At 43.5% G+C, this 22,803-nt stretch carries 20 protein-coding genes and 1 pseudogene; 10 read left to right on the forward strand and 11 right to left on the reverse strand.

Annotation, left to right across the window (positions count from 1 at the left end; all coding sequences use genetic code 11):
- Positions 1–9: 9 nt before the first annotated feature.
- A complete protein-coding gene (locus C1S73_RS02570; protein ID WP_038872769.1) occupies positions 10–648 on the forward strand; it encodes a sugar transferase in 639 nt (212 codons plus the stop codon).
- A 19-nt stretch (positions 649–667) separates the two neighbouring features.
- On the opposite strand, the gene C1S73_RS02575 is transcribed toward C1S73_RS02570, so the two are convergent.
- On the reverse strand, positions 668–1,057 hold the full coding sequence (locus tag C1S73_RS02575) for an ATP-binding protein (RefSeq protein ID WP_038872641.1): 390 nt from the start codon (positions 1,055–1,057) through the stop codon (positions 668–670).
- Positions 1,058–1,370: 313 nt separating this feature from the next.
- Here C1S73_RS02575 and C1S73_RS02580 point away from each other — a divergent pair, with 313 nt between their 5' ends.
- Positions 1,371–5,771, forward strand: a complete 4,401-nt coding sequence (locus tag C1S73_RS02580) for an SslE/AcfD family lipoprotein zinc metalloprotease (protein ID WP_038872637.1) — start codon at positions 1,371–1,373, stop codon at positions 5,769–5,771.
- An 89-nt stretch (positions 5,772–5,860) separates the two neighbouring features.
- Here C1S73_RS02580 and C1S73_RS02585 read toward each other — a convergent pair whose 3' ends face one another.
- Both C1S73_RS02585 and C1S73_RS02590 read right to left on the reverse strand, forming a co-directional pair.
- Entirely contained in the window at positions 5,861–6,523 is a 663-nt protein-coding gene (locus tag C1S73_RS02585; protein WP_038872634.1) for a DNA alkylation repair protein, read from the reverse strand.
- A gap of 59 nt (positions 6,524–6,582) precedes the next feature.
- Positions 6,583–6,798 (reverse strand): DUF6434 domain-containing protein, encoded by a 216-nt coding sequence (locus C1S73_RS02590; RefSeq protein ID WP_038872631.1) that lies wholly within the window; start codon positions 6,796–6,798, stop codon positions 6,583–6,585.
- A gap of 253 nt (positions 6,799–7,051) precedes the next feature.
- On the opposite strand from C1S73_RS02590, the gene C1S73_RS02595 reads away from it, so the two are divergent.
- Positions 7,052–7,483, forward strand: a complete 432-nt coding sequence (locus tag C1S73_RS02595; protein ID WP_033006358.1) for a hypothetical protein — start codon at positions 7,052–7,054, stop codon at positions 7,481–7,483.
- 56 nt (positions 7,484–7,539) lie between these two features.
- Here the strand turns inward: C1S73_RS02595 and C1S73_RS02600 are convergent, their stop codons facing one another.
- Positions 7,540–9,075 carry a diguanylate cyclase gene (locus C1S73_RS02600; protein ID WP_038872628.1) on the reverse strand — a complete coding sequence of 512 codons (1,536 nt, stop codon included), beginning with the start codon at positions 9,073–9,075 and terminating at the stop codon, positions 7,540–7,542.
- A gap of 456 nt (positions 9,076–9,531) precedes the next feature.
- On the opposite strand from C1S73_RS02600, the gene C1S73_RS02605 reads away from it, so the two are divergent.
- From C1S73_RS02605 to C1S73_RS02615, 3 genes are read left to right on the forward strand one after another with little or no spacing between them, the layout of a single operon-like run.
- Positions 9,532–12,693, forward strand: a complete 3,162-nt coding sequence (locus C1S73_RS02605) for a response regulator (protein WP_038872625.1) — start codon at positions 9,532–9,534, stop codon at positions 12,691–12,693.
- Between the two features lie 17 nt (positions 12,694–12,710).
- On the forward strand, positions 12,711–13,190 hold the full coding sequence (locus tag C1S73_RS02610; protein ID WP_038872766.1) for a hypothetical protein: 480 nt from the start codon (positions 12,711–12,713) through the stop codon (positions 13,188–13,190).
- Position 13,191: 1 nt separating this feature from the next.
- Entirely contained in the window at positions 13,192–14,283 is a 1,092-nt protein-coding gene (locus C1S73_RS02615; protein WP_038872622.1) for a porin, read from the forward strand.
- An 82-nt stretch (positions 14,284–14,365) separates the two neighbouring features.
- Here the strand turns inward: C1S73_RS02615 and C1S73_RS02620 are convergent, their stop codons facing one another.
- The 4 genes from C1S73_RS02620 to cyaB all read right to left on the reverse strand — a co-directional run bounded on the left by C1S73_RS02620 (position 14,366) and on the right by cyaB (position 17,347).
- Entirely contained in the window at positions 14,366–15,313 is a 948-nt protein-coding gene (locus C1S73_RS02620) for a DMT family transporter (protein ID WP_038872620.1), read from the reverse strand.
- A 185-nt stretch (positions 15,314–15,498) separates the two neighbouring features.
- Entirely contained in the window at positions 15,499–16,113 is a 615-nt protein-coding gene (locus C1S73_RS02625) for a sugar O-acetyltransferase (protein WP_038872617.1), read from the reverse strand.
- Positions 16,114–16,329: 216 nt separating this feature from the next.
- Positions 16,330–16,659: a hypothetical protein gene (locus tag C1S73_RS02635; protein WP_038872612.1), complete on the reverse strand. Its 330-nt coding sequence runs from the start codon at positions 16,657–16,659 to the stop codon at positions 16,330–16,332.
- Positions 16,660–16,798: 139 nt separating this feature from the next.
- Positions 16,799–17,347, reverse strand: a complete 549-nt coding sequence (gene cyaB / locus C1S73_RS02640; RefSeq protein WP_038872609.1) for a class IV adenylate cyclase — start codon at positions 17,345–17,347, stop codon at positions 16,799–16,801.
- 107 nt (positions 17,348–17,454) lie between these two features.
- On the opposite strand from cyaB, the gene C1S73_RS02645 reads away from it, so the two are divergent.
- Positions 17,455–18,081: a DJ-1/PfpI family protein gene (locus tag C1S73_RS02645; protein ID WP_050566734.1), complete on the forward strand. Its 627-nt coding sequence runs from the start codon at positions 17,455–17,457 to the stop codon at positions 18,079–18,081.
- Complete coding sequence (locus tag C1S73_RS02650; protein ID WP_038872606.1) at positions 18,074–18,514, forward strand: MarR family winged helix-turn-helix transcriptional regulator; 441 nt, start codon at positions 18,074–18,076, stop codon at positions 18,512–18,514. The genes C1S73_RS02645 and C1S73_RS02650 overlap by 8 nt, the downstream gene beginning before the upstream one ends.
- A 46-nt stretch (positions 18,515–18,560) precedes the next feature.
- On the opposite strand, the gene C1S73_RS02655 is transcribed toward C1S73_RS02650, so the two are convergent.
- Positions 18,561–18,995 (reverse strand): Mpo1 family 2-hydroxy fatty acid dioxygenase, encoded by a 435-nt coding sequence (locus tag C1S73_RS02655; protein WP_009706035.1) that lies wholly within the window; start codon positions 18,993–18,995, stop codon positions 18,561–18,563.
- 378 nt (positions 18,996–19,373) lie between these two features.
- Here C1S73_RS02655 and C1S73_RS02660 point away from each other — a divergent pair, with 378 nt between their 5' ends.
- Complete coding sequence (locus C1S73_RS02660; protein ID WP_038872603.1) at positions 19,374–20,408, forward strand: nucleoid-associated protein; 1,035 nt, start codon at positions 19,374–19,376, stop codon at positions 20,406–20,408.
- Positions 20,408–22,024: a hypothetical protein gene (locus C1S73_RS02665; RefSeq protein ID WP_038872600.1), complete on the forward strand. Its 1,617-nt coding sequence runs from the start codon at positions 20,408–20,410 to the stop codon at positions 22,022–22,024. The genes C1S73_RS02660 and C1S73_RS02665 overlap by 1 nt, the downstream gene beginning before the upstream one ends.
- A 70-nt stretch (positions 22,025–22,094) precedes the next feature.
- Here the strand turns inward: C1S73_RS02665 and C1S73_RS28075 are convergent.
- Both C1S73_RS28075 and C1S73_RS02670 read right to left on the reverse strand, forming a co-directional pair.
- A pseudogene (locus C1S73_RS28075) lies at positions 22,095–22,184 on the reverse strand (MmcQ/YjbR family DNA-binding protein); the annotation flags it as partial.
- A 29-nt stretch (positions 22,185–22,213) separates the two neighbouring features.
- Positions 22,214–22,696: a MarR family winged helix-turn-helix transcriptional regulator gene (locus C1S73_RS02670; RefSeq protein WP_038872599.1), complete on the reverse strand. Its 483-nt coding sequence runs from the start codon at positions 22,694–22,696 to the stop codon at positions 22,214–22,216.
- Between the last annotated feature and the right edge of the window lie 107 nt (positions 22,697–22,803).

Below are 22,803 nucleotides of genomic sequence, written 5' to 3' on the forward strand. Positions count from 1 at the left end.
GAAATCATCATGAAGACATCACGCTACGATTCAAACATTCACCTAGCTAAGCGAGCTTTCGATGTTCTCATTTCGCTATTGATCTTAATCGTGACTGCGCCAATCATGCCTTTGATTGCTTTGGCGATTGTCATCGATTCGCGTGGCCCTATTATTTATCGTCAACTTCGTGTTGGACGCTGCACGCCAGAAAAAATGGATTTATTCGAAATCATGAAGTTTCGCACCATGTATGTCGACGCAGAGCAACGCTCCGGCGCAGTTTGGGCATCTGCAAATGATCCACGTATTACGCCCGTTGGCCGTTTCTTACGCAAGACACGATTGGATGAACTGCCACAATTGTTCAACGTGTTGAAAGGTGAAATGTCACTGATTGGTCCACGCCCTGAACGCCCTGCTTTCTATCAAAAACTGGAAGACGAAATCCCATTTTTTGTCGAACGAACATACGGTGTGTTACCAGGCATCACTGGATTGGCACAGGTAAATCAAGGTTACGATTCTTGCATCGAGGACGTTCGTCGCAAGGTAGGCTTTGACCACAGTTATGCACTGAGCTTAAGTTCTTTCTATTCTTGGATTTCCATGGACATTACCATTATGAGCAAAACCTTAGTCGTCATGATCGACGGTCGAGGTCAATGAGCCCACAAAGGTAGAAGCGTTACTCTTGCCACTGGCGACGCATGTTTTCAATCGTCGCTGGTGGTACATTATGAACACTTGAGTACTCACCGCGACAGACCTGAACTTCCACTTCAATCCCCTTCTTTTCACAATACTTTACATAGCGTTTCATTTCCCAGCGACGCACAAACGTGTTACTCACAATCACTGTCTTGCCTTTACTTAGCCACTTGCGCGTTTGTTGAAAGCACCATTCATGCGCTTCTGCCAGCTTCGTACCGTCAAAAACATACTCGCCATTTTCATTCTCAAAATACATGTCAGCTTCAAAATGTTTTGCTTTGAGCTGTTTGGACAATTGCTTGGCCAGCGTTGTCTTGCCAGAGCCCGGCAAGCCACGAACAAGAAGGAGTTTTGCATTAGACATAATGGAAGGATTTTAGTGAAAAACCAGCAAACTGTACGCTATTTTTGAGGAAATGAAAGGGAAAGCAGCCACTAGGATCGTTCGTCTTCGTAACCTTGCTCTCATAAGCGTAAATAATTGAGCTCAAGCATTAATTTTTGTTCCCTCCAGTCGCATTTAAATCTAGAATGCGCGCGCGTTTATTGAGCTCAAAAAAATCACTAATACTTAACGACTTACTTAGTATCAACCAAAAACTTTGAGCTTTTAAATAAAGTCACTCTCAACCAATACTTCATCCATTATTCGATGGCATTTCATAAGGGTTTAGTCTTTGAAAAGAAGTCTTCTTTCAATCCTTGTCGCTTCGCTGCTGTTTGGCTGCGGAGGCGATGAAAACAAACACTCAACAAGCACCACACCTCCAACGGTCGAACCAGATTTGCCACCTGAACAACCAGATATTGGCGTAACGACCTACCAAGGTAAGCTGTTCATTAACGGTAAACAGATCACTGGCGATATTCAGTGTGATGGGCAAGACATCAGTGAGTCTGGTTACTTCACCTACGCAGCTTCAGAAGGCCATTTTGATTGTCAATTTGGTGGTGTGACTTTAGGTGAGTTCAGTTATCAGATCCCAGAACAAACTCGTATGGGTTCACAGCCAGCTGAATTAACGCAAGCCTATGACCTAAAAGACGTACTCGGCCGACACGTAAACAACGCCACTAAGCTCTTGAACAAGATCGACACGTGTCCTACTCAGGACACGCAAGTGTGTTTAGATGAAATCAACAGTTATGACATTCAAGACTTGTATGAAAGCGACGATCAAGCGGCGATTGACGAGTTTCTTAACCCTAGCGTAGCAAACGAAGGTGAGCAGCCAAGCGCGCACGTTGACCCAGAGCTTCAACCAGAAGTCACTCCGGGCGCAAGCAACAACTTAACGGGATCGTTTGTGTCTGCCAATGCAGAGGCGACTTACGAATACAAACCAAGTGCAGCCAACAAACCGTTGACCAAAAGCCGTTTGACCGACTCGCAAGGAAATGCCCTTGCTGGCGTCGAGTTCTTCAGCCAATCCGCACGCGGAATCACGGATGCCAACGGTGAATTTGAATACCTTTGGGGTGAGAACCTGATCTTTGGTATCGACACCTTCACTCTAGGCCAAGTGAAAGGCAATAAGGTCAATTACCAACTTGCAGATTTAAGCGACAACCCATTGGTGAAACAGAACCTTGATGCGTTCGTTCATCGTTATGGTGTGTCTTCTGGCAACCACATTGAGATCAGCGATACCGTTCGTCAGGTGTTTGCACAATACCCGAACGTTATTAACGAGCTGATCAATTTGAGCCTACCAAACGGCGCAAAAATTGAAGGCACGAACTTCACCACACCCAATGAGTTCGAAGCGCAATTCAGCCAAGGTTTAACACAAATCATTGATGGGCAACTAAAACAAACGCCTCAATGGTCAGGCTTTGCTGCGCCTATGCTGCGTACGGTTCGTGCTTCTGGTAGTAATTATGTCACGCAGTCTCTGCATCAGATTTATGCTGGTGTGGATAGCGTGCACATCTTCCATGATAACCATGGTTGGGGCGGCTCTGGTTACACACGAGCAATGCGTAACTTCAACCTAACTAATGAAGCCTTCCCTGTTCTTATGCCACGTAACGACAACAGCTACTGGCTTGGGTTTGGTGAAGAAGCGGCGTGGACACGTGGTTCAGGCAAAGATCAAAAAGCCTACATTGTGGATGCCACAACCATTGATGAAAACTCAACGGTCGTCATGCAGCGCCCAGAAGTGATTTCCAAACAAACCGCGACCTTTAATCTACCAACCATGACGGCAGGTATGATCGGCTCAGGTAAAGTGGTGTTCTTGGGTAACGCGATGTACACCTCTATCTTCTCGTGTCCAGAAAACTACTGGGCAGGCGCAGATCTGGGCATCGACAGCGAAGCACAGCAATGTCGTTACAGCACGCCTCACAATCAAGACGCGCAAGATTCGGATACTCGTACTGATCACGGCAGTATGCAAGTCATGTTCAGCAATTTGATCGATTGGTTAGTGCCGAATGCAACGCAAGAATCTGTCACGATTGCCACCAACATCAACAAGGGTCATGCATTCCGTTGGGATCGCAAAGAAGGTCAAATCTACGATTTCTTTGTCAATCCAAGCTATAAATTGGGTGAAATGGACGTATTAAGCAGCAGCCAGTTTGATTCATTAGATCCAACCTCTACACCACTGCTTTTGCTTCAGTCTTACCAAATCAAAACCGATGGCTACGCGACAAAATCCGTCGTGTCTGACATCAACCAACCTAAATTGGACGCAGATGACGTTACAGCGCTGATCGAATACGTAAACAACGGCGGTAGCATCATCTTCTTTGATGCTTTAGAAGAAAGTAACCCAGAGCCAATTGCTCGTTTAGCGGATGCGGCAGGCGTTTCTGTTGGCGGTGCGAACGTTGCCAAGACATTCCAATCTCTGTGTACTGATAGCTATTGGTGTCACAGTACATCAGGCCCGAACGTACCTAACTTGCATACCGTCGCAGAGCATGATCTCGTGGTTTATGAACGGTATGCAGACACGACTAAGATTGAGATCAATGACAATGGTACGGTGAAATGGCCGGGCAATATCGACATGCCTACCCTTGAGATACCGCTATACAAAGTCTCCATTGATGGACAAGAGCATCAACGTTATGCATTCCACATGGTGAAATCGGAACAAGAGAAAAAAGCAGCAATCGCAGAGCTTCAACGCGAGTTCCCTGGAGTTCCGGTTTGTAAAGACAATTACCAATACGAAGTAAACTGTATTGAAGTGCGCGAAGGTCATGGCATTCCAAGCCGTGGTAACCACCATCGCCCAGACTTTACTCGTTACGAAATGAGCCCTGAAATCGTGGATAGCATGGTAAAAGCGGCGAACTTAGGTGCCAACATTGATCGTCTACTTTCTCACGAGCTTTACTACCGCAGTAAAGGAGAAATTGGTGAACGCTTGTCGCAAGTTGAGCTAACTTCAACCTACGATAACCTATCCGTTTGGCTATGGAATGACGAGCAGTACGAATTCAATCCAAACGTACAAGATGAGCTTGGCTTCGAACGTGCGGTCGAAATGCTGAACTGCTACACGAGCAACGCACATCAAGGCGGTAATGTTTGTGGTCAAGAGACGCGAGAGCAACTTGCTAAATGGTCAATGATTACCGAATCAGGCGAGCTGAATCCGTCTTACCCTCTGAACTGGATGGAAAAGCCATTAACACGCATGATGTTAGGTCGCTCTTACTGGGATTTAGAGGTCAGTGTTGATACGACGGGCTACCCGGGTCGCCCTGTTCAATCAGGCAGTACAGCGAGCATTGCGATTCATACCGACAACAAAACCGTTATCGGTACGGCAGGCAGCATGCAATCGACGGGCTTGTGGGCGCCGCAACTTGAAGAAGTCACCATTTCTGGTGGTGTAAAAGCGTCTATCAATGTTGCATTGGTTGATGACTTAACAGGCCGTGCAAACCACGAACTGAGCTTGAAACGCCCGCCACGCGTGCAAAAGACCTTCCAATATGATGGTTCGTCTTTAAGCTTCAAAGTACCTTACGGTGGTTTGATTTACATTCAACCGTTAGAAGTGGATTCTCGTGACGTTGTGACGTTTAACTTCACTGGTGTGCTTCGTGTGTCTTGGTGGAAAGACGGTGCATGGTTAAACCCAATCAACACTGACGTCCCATTGGCAGAAATCGATTCAGGTCATTTCGTCTACACGACGCCAGTGAAAAACGTACTGGACACAGACATACCTAAGTTTGCCGATGAACTGAACGCGTTCGCGAACCATGCGAGTGATTTTTACGGACGTGATCAAGTTACGACAGAAGGAAAACACCGTCGATTTACTTACGATGCCTTGCTCGCCAACCGACATCGCTTCGTGAATGATGCGCAAATCTCGATTGGTGCGGCGCACTCAGGCTACCCAGTTCAAAGCAACAGCTATTGGCCTACATGGACTGTCGTTCCATCAAACCCAACCAATGACTGGTTACTATGGCATGAAGTCGGACACAACCTTGCTTCAGCACCGTTTATGATGGCAGGCTCTACTGAGGTCACCAACAACATTCTTGCGCTTTACATGCAAGAACAACGTGAATCGAAGCCATACATGGACCGCATTGCGAGTGATCTATCCAAGTCACCTTTATGGCTCGATCGCTTTGAAGGGCATGCTTGGAGTGAAGCGGATGTCGGCATGCGCTTAGCGATGTTCGGCCAGTTAAAGCTTTGGGCAGAAGACCATTTCAACATCGATGATTGGTATGCGAATCAAGCAGAGAAGCCGAGCATCTTTGGTGAAGACCAAGGCTGGAACTTCTTTAAACTCGCACACCGTAAAGCACGTGGTGACAGTATTGGCGACCAAGGCATTAACTACTGTTCTGCGCAAAGCAGCCAGTTAAGCCAAGGCGATCTCATGATGGCATGTACCTCATACCTGACCGGATATGATCTGACAGATTACTTCCGTATGTGGAACCCATCAGAAACCAAAGCTAACCTGCCAAATGGCACGGTTGATTACTCTGGTGGTTTAACGCCTGCCGGTTTCAACGCGGTTGCGACGATGGATTTACCGAAACCAGATAAGTCTCCTTCTGAGTATTTGTCTGTTAAGTAACCCGTAAGACGATAAAAGCCGACAGAATTCAATTCTGTCGGCTTTTTTGTATCACTCTGCTTGCTTTGGCGAAGTGTCGAAGAGGGAAGCTACAAGGCCATCAGCTCTCGCTTAGTTTGCTTATCCAGCTTTTCTATCGCATATCGAAACGCCGTTCTCGGCATCTTGCTATGGTGACGTTTCAAGTAGTCCACCACCCGCTCTGGTTCTTTTTGGGCCAGCACTTTGAGCATCCAGCCATAACCCTTTTGCACTAAATAATGATCATCTTGGAGCAACAAATTCGCTATGTGAAAAGGCTCAGTCCCTTTATACAGGCCTTTATTGATCGGATAGATAAGCGTCACTGCGGCTGCACGCCTCACGGCAAAGTTATCACTCTTAACCCACTCCAATGTGCGAATAAACATGCTGTTGTCTTGAGCAATAAGCGCACCGAGTGCATGGGTGCAAAAATCATCACAATCATTCCAATCGGTAATGTATTGATAAAGCCAAGATTCGAATCGATCGTACGTGGCGGCGTCATAATGCTTTTTCAATCTGAACGCCCAGTCAAACGCAATCACGCTTAATGCCCAATCACGCTCTGCCAGCAATGTTTCACACTGCTCAAAAACGAAGTCTGCTTGCTTTGTGTCTAAACTTCGAAAACCATCGGCAGAGATCGCCCTCACCAAGCCGGTGCGCACTCGCTTCTCTGGGTACCCAATCTCACTTAACTGTTGAGTTAACGTTTCTACAATACTCATTGTTTTTCTTTCTGTACTTCCATTTCGATACGTTTAGCGTGAATCACTTTATTGGTGAACTATTTTGCTTGCTGTCTGCGTAACCACTCTTGTGCGGCATCACCCATGCTTGTTCCTTCTGCGTCGTTCATCCACTGCATAAAGCTGCGGTCAAACTTGAAACCGTCTCCACATTTGGACTTGAAGTAACGACGTACATTTTGAGTGCTCTTATAGGAAGACGTAATTAACGTGTTGTCTTCAATATGGTTTTTATGCCAATCCACTTTGCTCATATGTCTCTCCTTTTGTGTTTTGTAGCAACTCCTTGCTCAAAAGAAAGAGTGACATCTTCTATCAGCTACATCCACCTTGAGTCCTCGAATACTTCATTTTTGCCAATTCAGTCATATTTCCGTGGTTTATGTATTGTGCTGACGAGAATCCAAATTGGAACGGGACACGAATATTTACATATCTCGTTGTAATCAGTTTAAGAAAGAGTCGGTCTGCCATTAGGAACCTTCACTACTCAATAAAGGAATGAAAATGAAAGAAACGCTCCAACCAAAGCTTCAACGTCAGTTGGGGTTAGGGCTGTTAGCACTGCGCTTAAGTATCGCGTTGGTATTTATCATGTGGGCGCTAGATAAAGTGCTGGTACCAGAGCATGCAATGAAAGTGTTCTCTGGCTTTTATGGTTTAGATATATCGAGTGGATTTTCTGTCGCGTTAGGTATTGCCCAGTTGGTGTTCATCGGGATTTTTGTGGCTGGACTTTGGAAGAACCTGACTTACCTTGCGATTCTGGTATTACACGCAGGCTCGACTTTCTCTTCGTTTGCGAAGTACCTAGACCCGTTCAACAACCTATTATTCTTCGCGGCGTGGCCGATGCTTGCTGCGTGTTTCGCTCTCTACCTATTGCGAGATCATGACATCTATGTGTTGAGAAAACAGCCTCAAGCGGTTACGGCTTAACTCACCACCAGCGGCTGAGACACAATAAAAAAGGGAGGCTTCACACCTCCCTTTTGCTAACTGAATATCGGCACTTCTACCATCGAAGTATGATAAAACGCGTAACGCCCTTTACCCAATTGCTTCGCTCTGTACACCGCCATATCGGAACAGTGCAGCAGAATATCAATATCGCGCCCCACGCCCTCTGTGAGAACAACCCCAATTGACGCGGTTAAACTGATATCAATGCCGAAACGATCCGCCGTACTTTGCAATTTAGCGAGGAACTTGTCTAGCTTTAGCTCTAATTCACGCTTAGTTCGAAACTCTTGCGTTAACACCACAAACTCATCACCACCAAATCGACCTATGATGTCGCGCTTGTGGCCAAAACTCTCTCTCAACACCGCCACAAACAGAGCGATAACTTTATCGCCCGCTAAGTGACCGTATGTATCGTTGATGTACTTAAGGTTATCCATATCAAAGAAGACACAGGCTTTGGGTGTATTACTTAGAGATAAGGACTTCTCTGCCCCTCGCAAGAAATACTCCCGCGTGAGCAACCCACTTCGTGAACAAAACACGCCATTGCGGCTGGCTTGAAGAACTTGTTCAAAGTGCTCTTTTAACTCCATCGAGCTATCGTTGAACACCACCTTGCTCTCTTCTAAAAATCGGTCTAGAGGCTGCGTTAATCCAACGACTTGTTTACCCATCAATCGTGTTATCACAAGATAAATCGCGATGATAAGCAAGACGTTAACACCAAACATCGTTGTCCCTTCACCGAGTAAGCTGCTGAACTTGGCTTTTGAAAGTAAAATCCAAGGCGTGTCCTCGATCTTGCGGAACTCAATGTATGACAAATCAAATGGCGAAGAATAAGTGAAGAAGCCACCAGAAGAAGAATTCGATAAAGCGTGTAAATTGGCTTCCCGATCAAAGAGTTTTTCATAACCATAATTGAACAGATTGACACCAACATATTGTGCATCTCTGGAATGACTAATGACATTCAGCCCATCATCCAATAAGACACTATAAATATCATCTTCGTTGTCCGTTTTTAACGCATGTTGAATCTCACTAAAGTGAATCGATGCTGAAATGGTCCCCTGCAAATCCCCTAACAAGTCAAACATTGGACGGCATAGGACATACACAATATTGCCATTACTGATGTCTGTAAGTACATCGGTCATGACGGTCTTTTGGGTTCGGATTACTTGATGAAAATAGTCTCGATGTGCGATGGAATGGACTTTGTTATTGTGCGTGCTGACCATATTCCCAACGCCATCACTGAACCCGATCCCTGCCAATTCAAACGCTTCTTTATAAGACACAGCGCGAGAGGCTCGCTCTTTCAGCGACAATTCTGATTCGGTGAAATGCTCATCATTGCTCATAGCCCGCAACAAATCACGATACCCACCAACGATGGTTCCTAGGTTTACTTCAGCCGATTTCACGTGGTAGCGAGCAAGACTCTTTGCTTCATCGACTTGTTGGTAGGCCCAATAGGTAAAGTTGGTAAATAAAGCGATAAAGACAATTGGGACGGTGTAGCGGAGCGTTACGCTTTGAAGACTTCGAGATACATTCATGACTTAATTGTTGTTGTGACATTGTCGTATTTTAAAATACGTATTCTAATCGATGGGTGACACGTCTTATTTGCGCCCTTTAGCTGTAATCAGAGTACAAATTACATAAAATGCAAGCGCTGACGTTTGGCATTCTCATTAGCAAGAAAGCAAACAAATTATACCTACCCCTGTATATCGAAACAGCAACTTTCGCCCGAGTTACGACAAAACATTTTGCATGTACAACAAATGGTTTTTATCGATACGTTTCATTACTTTAAATAAACAATATAAATCTAATAGGAAGGGAGTTATTGATATTTTTGAAATCATATCCTCTTAACAAACTGTACCTTTGTAGCAAGAGTCACACTTTTTGGATCGTATTAGTATGAATTTTTCTACACCATTTCTAACAAATGAGATACATAAACTACACTTTGCATATCAATCTCTTGGATATGGACGTGCACTGTGGCTGGATCGCTTTCATGGAATAACCTCTCCGTAAAACACAAGCTGTTTTGCTTAGTTTTCTTCCCCATCGTTTTGTTGCTCTTTCTGGCGGGGCAGCAAGTCGTTAGGTTGTCGACTCAGGCTCAAGATCTTGAAAGAGCACATTTGTTTTCTGACTACATGGATCAGGTTTCGTATCTTTACAACCTGCCTAGCAATCCAGACGTAACCGATAAAGCGGTGATGATCAAAGGTACAACTGAGAAACTCAATGCCACCGCCACTCTCATTTTTGCCGATAAAGGCGTTGAAATGGCGGACTTATTGTCAAGCCTAGAAGAAGCAAGTTTGTCTCTCGCGACCAGTACAGACATGGATGAGCGTCTAGACTTAGCTGAATGGCGCGCCGACACTTACAAACAGATTCTTTTGGCTTTAGAAAAAGTCCCTTTTAACAATGCCACGGTTGAAATCCAAAACCATCTGTCTGCTTTAATGCAAATTGAGTGGCTAATGTTCTGGTCGAAAGAAGAAAACCGTTTAAGCCAGTACCTAATTTATTCCGTTGAACAAAACCAGTACTACGACACAGACATCGGTAGCGAGATTGAATCCTTAGTCAAAAATCAACAACTGTTCTTAGAGCGCTTTGTAACCCTTAATGCTAATCAACAACAAGTCGAGTTGTTAATCGAAACCTTCACAAATGAAGTATTCGTTCTTAGCCAAGAATTCCGTGCTTATCTGTTCAGTGAACAAGAGTTGAGTACCCTACCTCCCCAAGAAGTCGCGACAGGTTTGACTGCTCTAAACGGCCGTCTCGAACTGCTACAAAATGTCGATAATAAAATGACTGACCAACTTAATGCTGACGTTGATCATGCCATCTCCATTGCCAACCAACAGCGACTCATGTTCATCGGCGTGATGTCGTTAATCACCATTTTGGTCATCAGCCTCGCAATACGTTTAGTACGTAAAGTGACAGGCAACCTAAACCTTGTTCTCGAGTTTTTACGCCGCGACAGCTACAGCGAAGAGTCGCCGCTCGCAGAATTAGTCAAAGGCAAAGACGAGTTGAGCAAGTTCGCTCAGGAAGTAGAGCGCCTGAGTTACGAACGCGAACAAGCGAAAGTGAAATTAACCCAAGCAAAAGAGGATGCGGAGCGTGCGAAAGACGACGCGATTAAAGCCAGCAAAGCAAAAAGCAGCTTTTTGGCCAACATGTCGCATGAAATTCGCACACCACTTAATGGGGTAATTGGTATATCTGAAGTGCTTTCCGATACCTCATTAACAGCCACACAGCGTGATTACGTCGATACTATCGAAACCTCGTCTCAGTTACTACTTAGTCTGATTAACGACATTTTGGATTTCTCCAAGATTGAATCGGGCATGTTGCTGATCAGTCCACATTCAACCTGTGTGCGTGAATCTATCTACGACATTGCTTCTATTGTTTCTCCAAAAGCCAAAGAAAAAGGCATCGACCTTAAGGTAAACATTAGCCGTAATACTCCATTCCGCTTGATGATTGATGATCACCGTTTACGCCAAGTGATCATGAACTTTATGTCCAATGCGGTGAAGTTTACCGAAAGTGGCACTGTGTGCCTGTCAGTATCAACCCATTCCGTGTCGGGCTCTTACGCGGTAATGGAGTTTTCAGTGCAAGATTCCGGCATCGGCATTGATGAACAACAGCAGAAAAAGATATTCGAACCCTTCGCACAAGAAGACGACTCTACAACGCGCCAATTTGGAGGCACTGGGCTTGGCTTAGCGATCAGCACGCAACTGGTAGAGCTGATGGGTGGAAAGATCCAATTGGAATCTGAGAAAGGCCAAGGGAGCCGCTTCTTCTTCCAACTGACTTCTTCCGTAGTCCAACTAGATTTTGACTCAAAACATACCGCTCATAACAGTCAGATTTGGTTGGTTTGTGACGACCCGAATATGGAAAGTACCCTACGTGATGAGCTTAATTTCTATCGCATCGCGATGCATCAATCCGTTACGTCATTAGATGAGCTACCGACATGGATCAATGACAAAGAACAGGTGGTTGTGATCTATGCCGAGACTCGTCCTAATGCAGCCAAAGCCAATGAAGACATTTTCCACAGACTGGAAACACAGAATGTTCGTCTGTGTTTAGTGAAGCATTTACATAGCGGTCAATTTGACTTCGGTCAGAGCGTGAGTGCCATCATTACTCAACCGCTGCTTGGTCAACGTTTAGTGAAAGCACTTGAAAGCTGCGAAGCAAAATTCACCCAAAAAGCACAACTAGCCGTAACCAGTGTCGCGAATACCAGAGCTAAAATATTGGTGGTTGATGACAATACAGTAAACCAAAAAATTGCTGGATTGCACGTGACCAAAGCGGGCTTCCCTTTCGATTTAGCTGCAAATGGTGCCGAAGCCGTTGAAATGTTCAAAAAGAGCCAATACGCATTGATCTTAATGGACTGCATGATGCCTGTCATGGATGGCTTTGAAGCGACAGAGAAAATTCGTCAGATCGAGCAAGATGAAAACCGCAACTACCGCATCCCTATTATCGCCTTAACCGCGAGTGTGGTGGATGACGATATTCAGAAGTGTTTTGATGTTGGTATGGACGACTACGTCCCGAAACCGTTCAAAGCGAATGTGTTGAAAGAGAAACTGGCAAAAGCTGCTAACGTACCAGTTGTCGACGCTACGATTAACAACATCAGTCCAGCCCCAGTTAGTCATGTGGATAACCATCAAGCAGCAGATCCAAAAGAAGAGCCTTCAATCACGATCCTACCGAGTCGCTCCGAGCGTATTCTGTTAGTTGAAGATAATACCGTAAACCAAAAAGTAGCGTCATTGTTGTTAAGTAAAGCTGGTTATGAGTTTGAGATTGCAGAAAATGGTCAAATTGCTGTGGATATGTTCCAACAAGATAATGGCTTTGACATCATTTTAATGGACTGCATGATGCCGGTGATGGATGGCTTCCAAGCGACCAAAGAAATCCGAGCATATGAAAGAAACTCTGGTCTACCGAAAACACCGATCATTGCATTAACCGCCAGTGTTGTGGATGACGATATTCAACGTTGCTATGACTCAGGTATGGATGCCTATGTACCGAAACCGGTGCGGAAAGAGAAACTTCTTCATCAAATTGAAAGCGTGATTTAACGAAAAGGTTGATGGATATGCATACCGATTTCTTTATTTCCAAAAACAGCATGGCGAGAGGATTGACGACTGCGCTGATTGCCTTCGCGTTGCTCATGTCGTTCGATAGCGAGGCTCTAGCCGCGGATCAATACGCCATATTCTCTCTCGACTCAGAGTTTAGTGAATTAAATATTACCAAAGCGAGAAAACTCTACCGTGGAAAAACCAAACGCTTACAAGGGAAACGAATTGAACTGTCAGACTGGCCAGACACATCGTCAGAGCGATCTGAGTTTTATCGCTATTTACTTAACAAGAACGTCGCACAGATGAATGCGCATTGGGCGAGTTTGTCTTTTTCTGGCAAAGCACGTCCGCCTAAAGTCATTGATAGTTCAGATATGAACGCTCTATTGGAATGGATGAAAGAAAAACCTAATCGCATAGGTTACGCACCGGTGAGTAGTCTGCCTTCTAATGCACAAATCCTCTACGTAGTCAGTTCGGAGAAATAATATGAAGAAATCACTCATCGCAATTGCACTAAGTGGTCTGGCTTTTCCGAGCTTCGCAACCATAGAAATTACCGATAATTTATCACTCAGCGGATTTGGTTCAACCTCGTGGGCGACATCCGATAACGAGACACCACTGCTGGTCAATCGCTTTATCGATGACGAAAACTGTTACGACTGTGATACAACGTTTGGTGTGCAACTCGACTTCTTTTACGATGCTTTCAAAGCTTCTGCACAAGTGGTGAAACGTCCACAAGATCATTGGAGTGAGCCGCAATTAGAATGGGCATACTTGGCGTACACCTATGGAAACGTTGAGTTTCGAGGTGGTCGCTTAAGAATGCCTGTCTTTCTCGCTTCGGAGTACTACTACGTGGGACATGCCTTTACCCCTGCTCGTCCACCAAATGAGGTTTACGACAGCATCTTAGGCATCACCGCTTACAATGGTTTGTCGGTGCTTTGGAATTACGACTTGAACGACAGCATGACGTTAACCACGACACCTTTCATCGGTTTCCATGATGAAAGCACGGTCGACTTTAACGCCAATACCGAATTGACGTTCAAGACCAATGAAATGTACGGCGTTAACTTCATTCTGAGTGGTGATTACTACCGTTGGAACTTTACCTATTTAGACTCCAACTACGACCAAGAGACGAAACTTACCAACCTCACTACGAATATCCCAGGGGTTGGTGTAGTGCAAGTGCCAGATCAAACTCTGAACGCTAAAGACCAAAGCATCAAGCTGTTTTCTCTTGGGGCAGAATACGAGTTTGATGCGCTAACGTTAACCGTTGAAGGCCAAACCAACGACATCGCTTCTGCCTGGTACGTTCAAGGGACATATAATCTCAACAGATTCACACCATACGTGACTTACGGCCAACAGTTTGATGACCACGAACATCGTGTCGGTGACAGTTACCTGTTCGGTGTGAGATACGATGTTCATTACAACATTTCACTCAATGCAGAGTGGCAACACTTCAACGCTTATCGCAATGCCTCTGGTGCGTTTGTTAACACACCACCGGAAGATGAAGCAAATCTTTACACCATCATGGTTAACTTCGTCTTCTAACCTTAGTCAGTTAACTACAAGGCAGGTCGAACGTTCTCGACCTGCTCTGCTTTGAAGTCTCTTGATTTACTCACTCAACACATCACTTGTTTCGGTTTATCATCACCACGGAGAGGATCGTCAAAGTCATCCCTACGGCATGAAACCAAGTAAAAGACTCACCCAGTATCAGAATCGCGCAAAGCGCAGTCATTGCAGGGCCAACATTGCTCACCAAACTTAAATGCGCCGGATTTAACCTCGCCATCGCGGCCGCAATCAAATAAGACGGAATCACAGTACAAAACAATCCAAGTAATACACCAATGATGATAAGTTCATGACTCAATGTTTGTAGATCTAAGTCGCTGAAAACCAGGTGAACTAGAATCGCTACACCCGCACTGCCCATCCCGATGCTAGTAAAGATTGTACTACCAAGCTTGGCGATACTCCCTTTACTCATCACTAAGTAAACTGCAAAGACAAAAGCAGACAAGACTGCTAATCCACCACCTAACCATATCTGATCCCCATATTGAGAAAGGTCGTGGGCAACAATCAATCCAACGCCTACATAACCAACCAAAGCCGCGATGATGACATTACGATTAGGTACTTGAGCTTGCGTTAACCACATGATCAACACAACAAACGTTGGAAATAGGAAAAGCAGCAAGCGCTCCAATTGAGCGGAAATATAGTTAAGTGCAGTAATGTCTAAATAGCTAGCTAAGTAATAGCCCAACACACCAATTGCCGCAGCTTTTAATCCGTGGCTTTTCACTTGTGTCCGATGTTCAGATTTACGCAGCATCCAAAACAAAATACAAAGATACACGGGCAATGAACTCATCGCTCGCAGCGTCATGATGCTAACGGCATCACCACCATGCTGATAGGCCATTTTGACGAAAATGGGCTTGATAGAAAAAAGTAATGTTCCCGCGAGTGCAAACAATACGCCTAATGTGACCGAATTGATCGGTTGTTTGAAGGGCTTAGTTGGCTTGTTTTCTGAATGTGGATTGGATTCGGATGCCGTATTCATTGTCTCTCCTTGATAACACATTTTCTGTTCATACAAGGCTACGAGATAGAATACCATTCTGGCTGCATCTACTCGCAGCCAGGCACAACTCAACCTACCGACTGCTTGGCATTAGAAGGAGGAGCCACCAAAGGTTGGTTGTGCGGATGATCATTTTACTTTCCTATTCGGGTAGAAGATTCAGACTAACCATTGAACATATTTAGTTCAAGCTTACGATCTCTAAAATAGTACTCTTTATCGTGTTGTCCGACCTCTCTGAGCACACGACACGGGTTACCAACGGCAACCACATTGGCAGGAATATCCTTAGTTACGATACTGCCCGCGCCAATCACCGAGTTTTCTCCGATCGTCACACCCGGTAATACCACCGAGTTTGCACCAATCCATACGTTATCTCCAATTCGAACCGGCATATTGAACTGCGCGACGTCTCGTCTCAAATCGGGATCGATTGGGTGCCCTGCCGTTGCAATGGTTACATTAGGTCCAATCATCACGCTATTCCCAATGTAGATGTAGGTATCGTCGACCAAAGTAAGATTGAAGTTCGCGTAAACATTGTCACCAAAGTAAGTGTGACAGCCCCAGTTCGCTCTTAAAGGCGGTTCGATGTAACAATTCTCACCTACAGACGCGAGCAGACGCCCGAGTATCTCGCCCCGCTTTTCTGATTCCGAAGGACGTGTGTGGTTGTAATCGTATAAGGTCTCAAGACATTCGGTTTGCATTGCCGCCAGCTCTTCATCATTACAGAAGTAGACTTTTTGACTGTGCAACATGGTTTTCTTATCCATTATTATTCCTGTTGAGGGGGATGTTCTTGGTTGAAATTTAGCAGAGTGAGGATAAGAAAGGCTTGCCAAAAGTCATGAAATTCATGCGTCATCCAAGAAAGAAAGTAAGAAATTATTAGCGAAGGAACATGGGCGAAGATAAAGGGATTCGAGCCACAATTGGAAATGCGAACAAAAATCAAAAATGCCGCAAAGTTCGAATCTTGCGGCATCTTTCTAAACTGGCTTGTTTGTTTTCTTGCGATTTTCCAAGCGCGCTTTAAATTTCTTATTTCGGCGCTTTAAGGCTCGGAAGAATTTCGACTCTTCGTGATACCAACCAATAACGCTAATGGGGAAGCCCACCAGCATCATGATGAAAACATCGGCAGGAAACTGATCGGTAATATCCCTTACCGTTTGCAGCTCACCAAAGATAAACAAGCCTATAACCTTGCCAACCAACAACGCACAGCAAATCATCAAGAAAGACTTCATTATGTAGTGCCATTTGCCTTTCTTGCGCTCTTCTCGCCAATACACGTATTTGTGCTCGCGGTTGTACATTTCCCCCTCCGTTTAAGTGACATTGTCACCATCAGTCTGCGAAATGGAATGTTGGTGCGAGACGGCAAGCTCGCACTACTTTAATCATAGTGCGATTGGAGGGCGTTGCTTGTCAGACCAATAAGAAATGACGGGGATTTTACTGAGCGGTCCACATTTGTTTGTAAGAGCGCAATTCTCGGTTGGACTCATCCAAACCAAACATGCCTGCTAGTGCTTGCAGTTTTTGTTTGTAGCGTCCTAATGCGCTTTCATCGTCAGTCATGATCGCGAATTCTGCGAAATAACCGATACCTTCAAGGTGATCAAGCGTGATATGAAATTCACCGACAAAGTAGATACTGCGAGTCTTCTTAGTATGAAGAATGACCTCGTAGCCCATGTTCTCCAACATGCTTTTTGCTGCGTGAGACTTGGTGATGTCTGTCGCTTCGCAACGATCTTCTTCCGGACCTTTAACAATCCAAAGCTTAATGCCAGATGGCTCAATTTCCCGAATCACCAAGCTTTTGTTTTCATTGGTTAGTTTGCGATCAGGTGTATCGTAAAACCAATCTGATTCTTGGTTATCTTCGAACATCACCTCGTGTTGTAAGCTGCTTAGCGCGGTTAAAAACGCTCGCTTGTATTTCACTCGGTATTTCAATTCAACTTCAAACTGGCCCTGAAAATGATCTTCTGCACTCATGTACATTCCCCATAATTTATAGCTTTAAATTTGAATTTATCATAAACCTTGAAATGATGACAACACGCTGTCATTATTTTAGGCGTTACCATTTTAGAGGAAAAGTCATGAAAAGAATCGTTCACCTCGCAATATACGAAGGAATTTCTGACTGGGAGTTTGGCTACGTGATAGCGCATATAAATTCTCCAGAGTTTCAACAAGACAATCACAGTTACGAGGTCAAAACAGTAGGTAGGGACAAAAACTCCGTAAAATCTAAAGGTGGTATCACAATGCTTCCTGATTTGACTTTGGAAGAATTGAATCCACTCGACAGCGAAATGTTAATATTGTGTGGCTCTGATAATGCGGCTATCGGAGGTATCAGCGATTTCATTCAAAAAGCAAGACTATTCATCGAACAAAACAAATCTATTGCTGCCATATGCGGCGCAACGGCAGCTTTAGCCAAAGAAGGCCTGTTAGACGAGAGGTCACATACAAGTAACTCCAAGGAGTTTATGGAGATGACGGGTTACTCCGGTAGCAAATACTACGTTAATGCGCCTGCCGTTACCTGCAATCGTGTTATTACTGCAAGTGGTATCGAGCCTGTAGCTTTTGCGATCGAGATATTTAAAACTTTGAATCTATACTCAGAAAAAACATTAAATTCATGGGAAAAGCTATTTTATCAACGAGACATCAACGGATTCTTTGAATTGCTCGGTGAGGTGAAAAGCAATGCGTGATGCCAAACAAGACCTAAGTACACTAGCGCTTTCTATATTCGAACTTAATGGACATTTCCTTGCCATCGCTGAACATATCGCAACACAAGCAAACTTAACTGCAACACGCTGGCAAATATTAGGTGCAGTGGAAAACCACCCTTTTACCCAAGCAGAAGTCGCTCGCAAGATGGGTATTACACGCCAGAGCGTTCAAAGAACAAGCAATCAACTCATAGACGACGGTCTTCTAGAAACCATTGAGAATCCTTCACACCAGAAAGCTAAATTGCTTCGTCCAACATCCAAAGGATATGAAGTTTTATCAAAGATCACTCCTTTTCATAAAGCTTACGCAGAAGAATTTTGCAATCAAGTTGGAGAGGAGAACATGCATGAGCTCGTCGAAAACATAACCAAACTAAACAACATAATTACTCAGATAAACAAGTAACTTTAAGCTAAAGGCCGATAAGCATTAACGCTCTAACACTCCTACGTTAATGCTTACGAAACACCCAAATAGGACCAATCAGTAAAAACTGAACGTCTTCAAAAAACGATGGTTTCTTCCCTTCAATCTTGTGTCCGATAAACTGGAAAATCCAAAGCACACCAAACAGTAGCATCGAAATCTGTAAAACTGGCCAACCGAGTATGTCCATCGACCAGATCAGGCCGATACATGCAACGGTGTAACCAATCATCATCATGAATACGCTGAGAGACAACCGGAAGTAGAAGATCCACGCGGGTAAAGCAACGACCCACACCCAATTGAGATTGAATCCAAACAAAGGAATTTGCGGAATAGACCAAATCAACCCAACTACGGATAAAAAGATACCCGGCACCGCCACTTTATGAATCTTTTGATTGATTGGGTTTTGATGGCTTTCACCGTAGGCTTCTAACCATTCAGAGAGTTCACGCATAACTTCACCTTTAACATCGATATAACATTTGTATAGTTGGTACGAGTTAAAGGTGCGAGTTTTTGTCCGAAGATATTGATAATAAACAAAGTATCTGTGATCAAGCACAAACTATGTTACCGATATCCCAATGAAATACGCTGCACTTTCGTTAGTTTAGCAACCACCTTAGAAGAGCTCTTTTGAAACATACTAGAAACTAAAATACCTCACTGTACAGATTCGTTACATGTAAACAACCGATTTTCAAAAACGAGCATGGTTGTATGATTTCTGAATATGAAGAGTCACACTATGCAAATGCTTGATTACACCTATATTATCTATTAGGTACAATGCAATAAATCCTTTGCTACCAATGAGATAAGGTAATCTTTCATGCATTTTATCAACTGTAGTTGTTATCACTTGTCAATCGAAAATGGCACCTACGCCAAATTTGTAGAAAAACAAAACTCTAGAGAGAATTTTCGAGATTTTGCTGCTACTGCTCTAGAAAAAGTGGTTGAGAACGGCAGCACTCAGCAATATGTTTTTCAAAACGATTCAGATGTAAAAAAAGAGTTTTTGACATATCTAAGTAATGCTGACTATTGGACAGTATTTTGCGAGTTGATGACCGGATACTTAATCAGCAGTCAACAAATCTCTCAAAAATCTGTTGAACGTATGGGCCGAAAGGTAACCCCTGGCAGTTTACTGCTCATTCACTATAAACCTACCGACAACGACGTTGATGTCCTTGTACTAATAAAAATGGAACAAGAAGAGTTTGCAAGTGTTGAAGATTTTGAGCATCAGTTTGGTTTGCCGGCTGAAAAACGAGCGTTAAACACAGCAGTAATAACATTTTCAGAAAATGACAAACAGGAATTGTATGTATCAAGGACACTAGCATTCTGGGTAAACTTCTTGGGTGTAGCTCCCCTTCGTGAAGATCGGTTGAATACATTCAATGCATTCAAAGCAATAGATAAGACCTTAACTACAAAGGTAAAGAATAAAGGGTATAAAGCTGATCACTTGATGCTAAGAAACCATTTACTTACCTACTTGCGTAACAAAAGTAATGATGTAGTTTCATATCAAGAGCTTATTGAAGAAATTTTCGCAAAACACGTCCCATTGAATCGCGATTTTGATACAAAATCATTAGTCTCCGACTTACAAAAACACCCTTCCAAGTCTAAAGATGGTTTTGATGGTCAGTTTAGAGTCAATATGGAAGACATAAACGCTAAACGCCGAAAACTTCCGATAGCTTTATCTGATGGTATCGAGTTAAATTTGACTGACGGTGTTCTAGGCTTAGAAGAGACGATAATACCTCATGAAGAAGACGGCAGAAAAGGTATAATAATATTTTCCGAAGTTGGCTATGATCACTTTAAAAAAGACAGTGAAAGTAATTAATGCTACTAAATGAACTTAAAAGGATTTGGAGTAAACCTATCGAACAATGGGATAAGTCAGAGGAAGGCTTCACCCGTTTTTGCGCGTCTGCTCGTTTAAATGAAGTTAACCTTGAAGACGCCAGTAAGTTAACTGATTTACTGAAAAGTTATGCAAGCCATCAAGATAAAATTATCGTTAGGTTCTATGAGTATGAAGGAGCAGATTCAACTCAATTAAGCAACACAATGAGCGCAGAAAAATTTGAAAGTGCTCATGACAAACTATTAGATAAGATTCGCTCTTGTGAGGTTGATGACATCGTTTCAATTCAAATTGAGATTCATAAGAAGCAAGCAAATCTTTCTAGTGAAAACTCTTTTTTAACTCACATTTACTCAATGTCATCACTGTCTAACTACATAGAATCACTGAGTTTAGAAGAATTGAACAATCAGTTTGTTAAACATTTTTATGCCAACAACATTAATAGTTGCATTTTCGCTGTACACGAAGACATGACATATAGCAAAACTGACTATTTTCATTTCGTACCCGTATCAGCTTTAGCTACTTTTATCAAAAAAGACAGCTTTAGCATTAAGAGATGTAATGACGTCGTTAAGATACGTGATAGACAATGTAGTTTTGCGAATGCATCTACATGGCCATGGATTCCTGACCATTTTAAGTTTGAATCGGCACCTCACAAGAGTCTGCGCACAATCTACGAAGCATTCAATGCCCTCTTAAATGTCAGCTTGCTTAGCTTCGTTGCAAATAGAACTTACATATCCAACAGTCTTGTGTCTTATTTTCTTAACGGTATAAAGGACCTGTCCACTGAACACGATATTGCCTCACTTAAACACATAAACGCAGATTCCTTATGGCAACTATACCTTTGGATATATAGCTCAGGACGCTCCAGTGACAAACTAGGTATCGCGAGAAACATAATTCCACTCTATGTTGATGACGTACTTCTGACTGATAATCAAGTCTTGATATCTGCGGGTTCGAGCTTTGAACTTTCACAAAAAGAGGATGTTAAGAGCTATATCGACTCTACCAATAAACTAGCAGAACAAGTATTTGCAACGTCTCAGAAAGCTAGTGATATTGCCGAAAAGATAGCTAACTCAATAAAAACGGGTGTCTGGACAATCTCTACATTTGTCGTATCAACTCTTCTATTCCGTATTTTTAGTAAAGGTAACGATTTAACTTCAATATCAGAGCTATTTGCTTTTGTTGGTTCTCCTTTGTTTGTAACGATAATTGCGTTTGCACTTTTCATGTTCACTTGCTTATTCGCTCTAGCCTTTTACGAATCATGCACCGAACAAAAGAGATTCAAAGAAATGTATGATGCGAGTAAAGAGGTGTACCGAAATGCTCTAACAGAAGATGACATCAAAAGAATCTTGTCTAATGACAAGCATTATTTGGCTAACGACCGCTTTATTACCAAAAAACGTACCTTTTACACTGTCATTTGGCTAGTTATATTATGCGCTTCGGCGCTAACTTTATTGCTAGCATTAAATCATAATGCAGGCTCGGTTCCTGAACCTGCAACAGTTACCGTACTCGACCAAACTCAAAAATTGATTAATAAGGGCATTAATCATTAAGTCAAACTTGCACAGATGTGAATCATTAGTCCATTTACTGGGAGTGAAACTTTACCTTCCAGTTTCAACTAAACAACAAGATATCAGGGCCAAATGGAAAGCTGCTTTCTGCACACATGAAAGTATCAAGAAATTGCTCTAACTCTTTAATATTCTTCAGTAATCCTCTTTCAAACCCATGACTTGCTTCTACTCATACTGCGGTAATAGAAGCTTTAACGCCTGACTAACCTGCCCTTTTTCTGCACTACTCAAAGACCCCATCAGCTCATGTTGCGCTTGAAGGTGTTGCTCTATCAGAGAATCAATCAGCTCGAAACCTTTTTCTGTGAGTTCGACAGTGACGCTGCGGCGGTCTTCTTTACTGTGCTCACGTGCAATCAGACCTTTCTTCTCTAGCTTATCAAGCCTATTTGTCATGGCACCGGACGTCAGCATCATGGATGAAATCAGCTCCGATGGCGTTAAACGATATGGCTGACCACGGCGTCGCAGCGTTGCTAATACATCAAACTCGCCCATTTTGAGGTCGTAACGTTTGTGCAGCTCGGCGACGTGGTTCTCCATGTGCTTTGCGATTCTCATCAAACGCCCCATGATCGCCATCGGTTCGGTGTCGAGCTCCGGCTTTTCCTTAGCCCACTGGCTTACCACTCTGTCAATTGCGTCCATTACCCTTTCATCTCCAAAGACATTTTGATTTACGAATTTATTTTAACATAAAGATACTTTACAAAAAGCCATCTCGAGCGTACCTTTACAATAAATTATCTCAACGT

It is taken from the genome of Vibrio jasicida 090810c, from assembly GCF_002887615.1.
GTDB classification, from domain to species: domain Bacteria; phylum Pseudomonadota; class Gammaproteobacteria; order Enterobacterales; family Vibrionaceae; genus Vibrio; species Vibrio jasicida.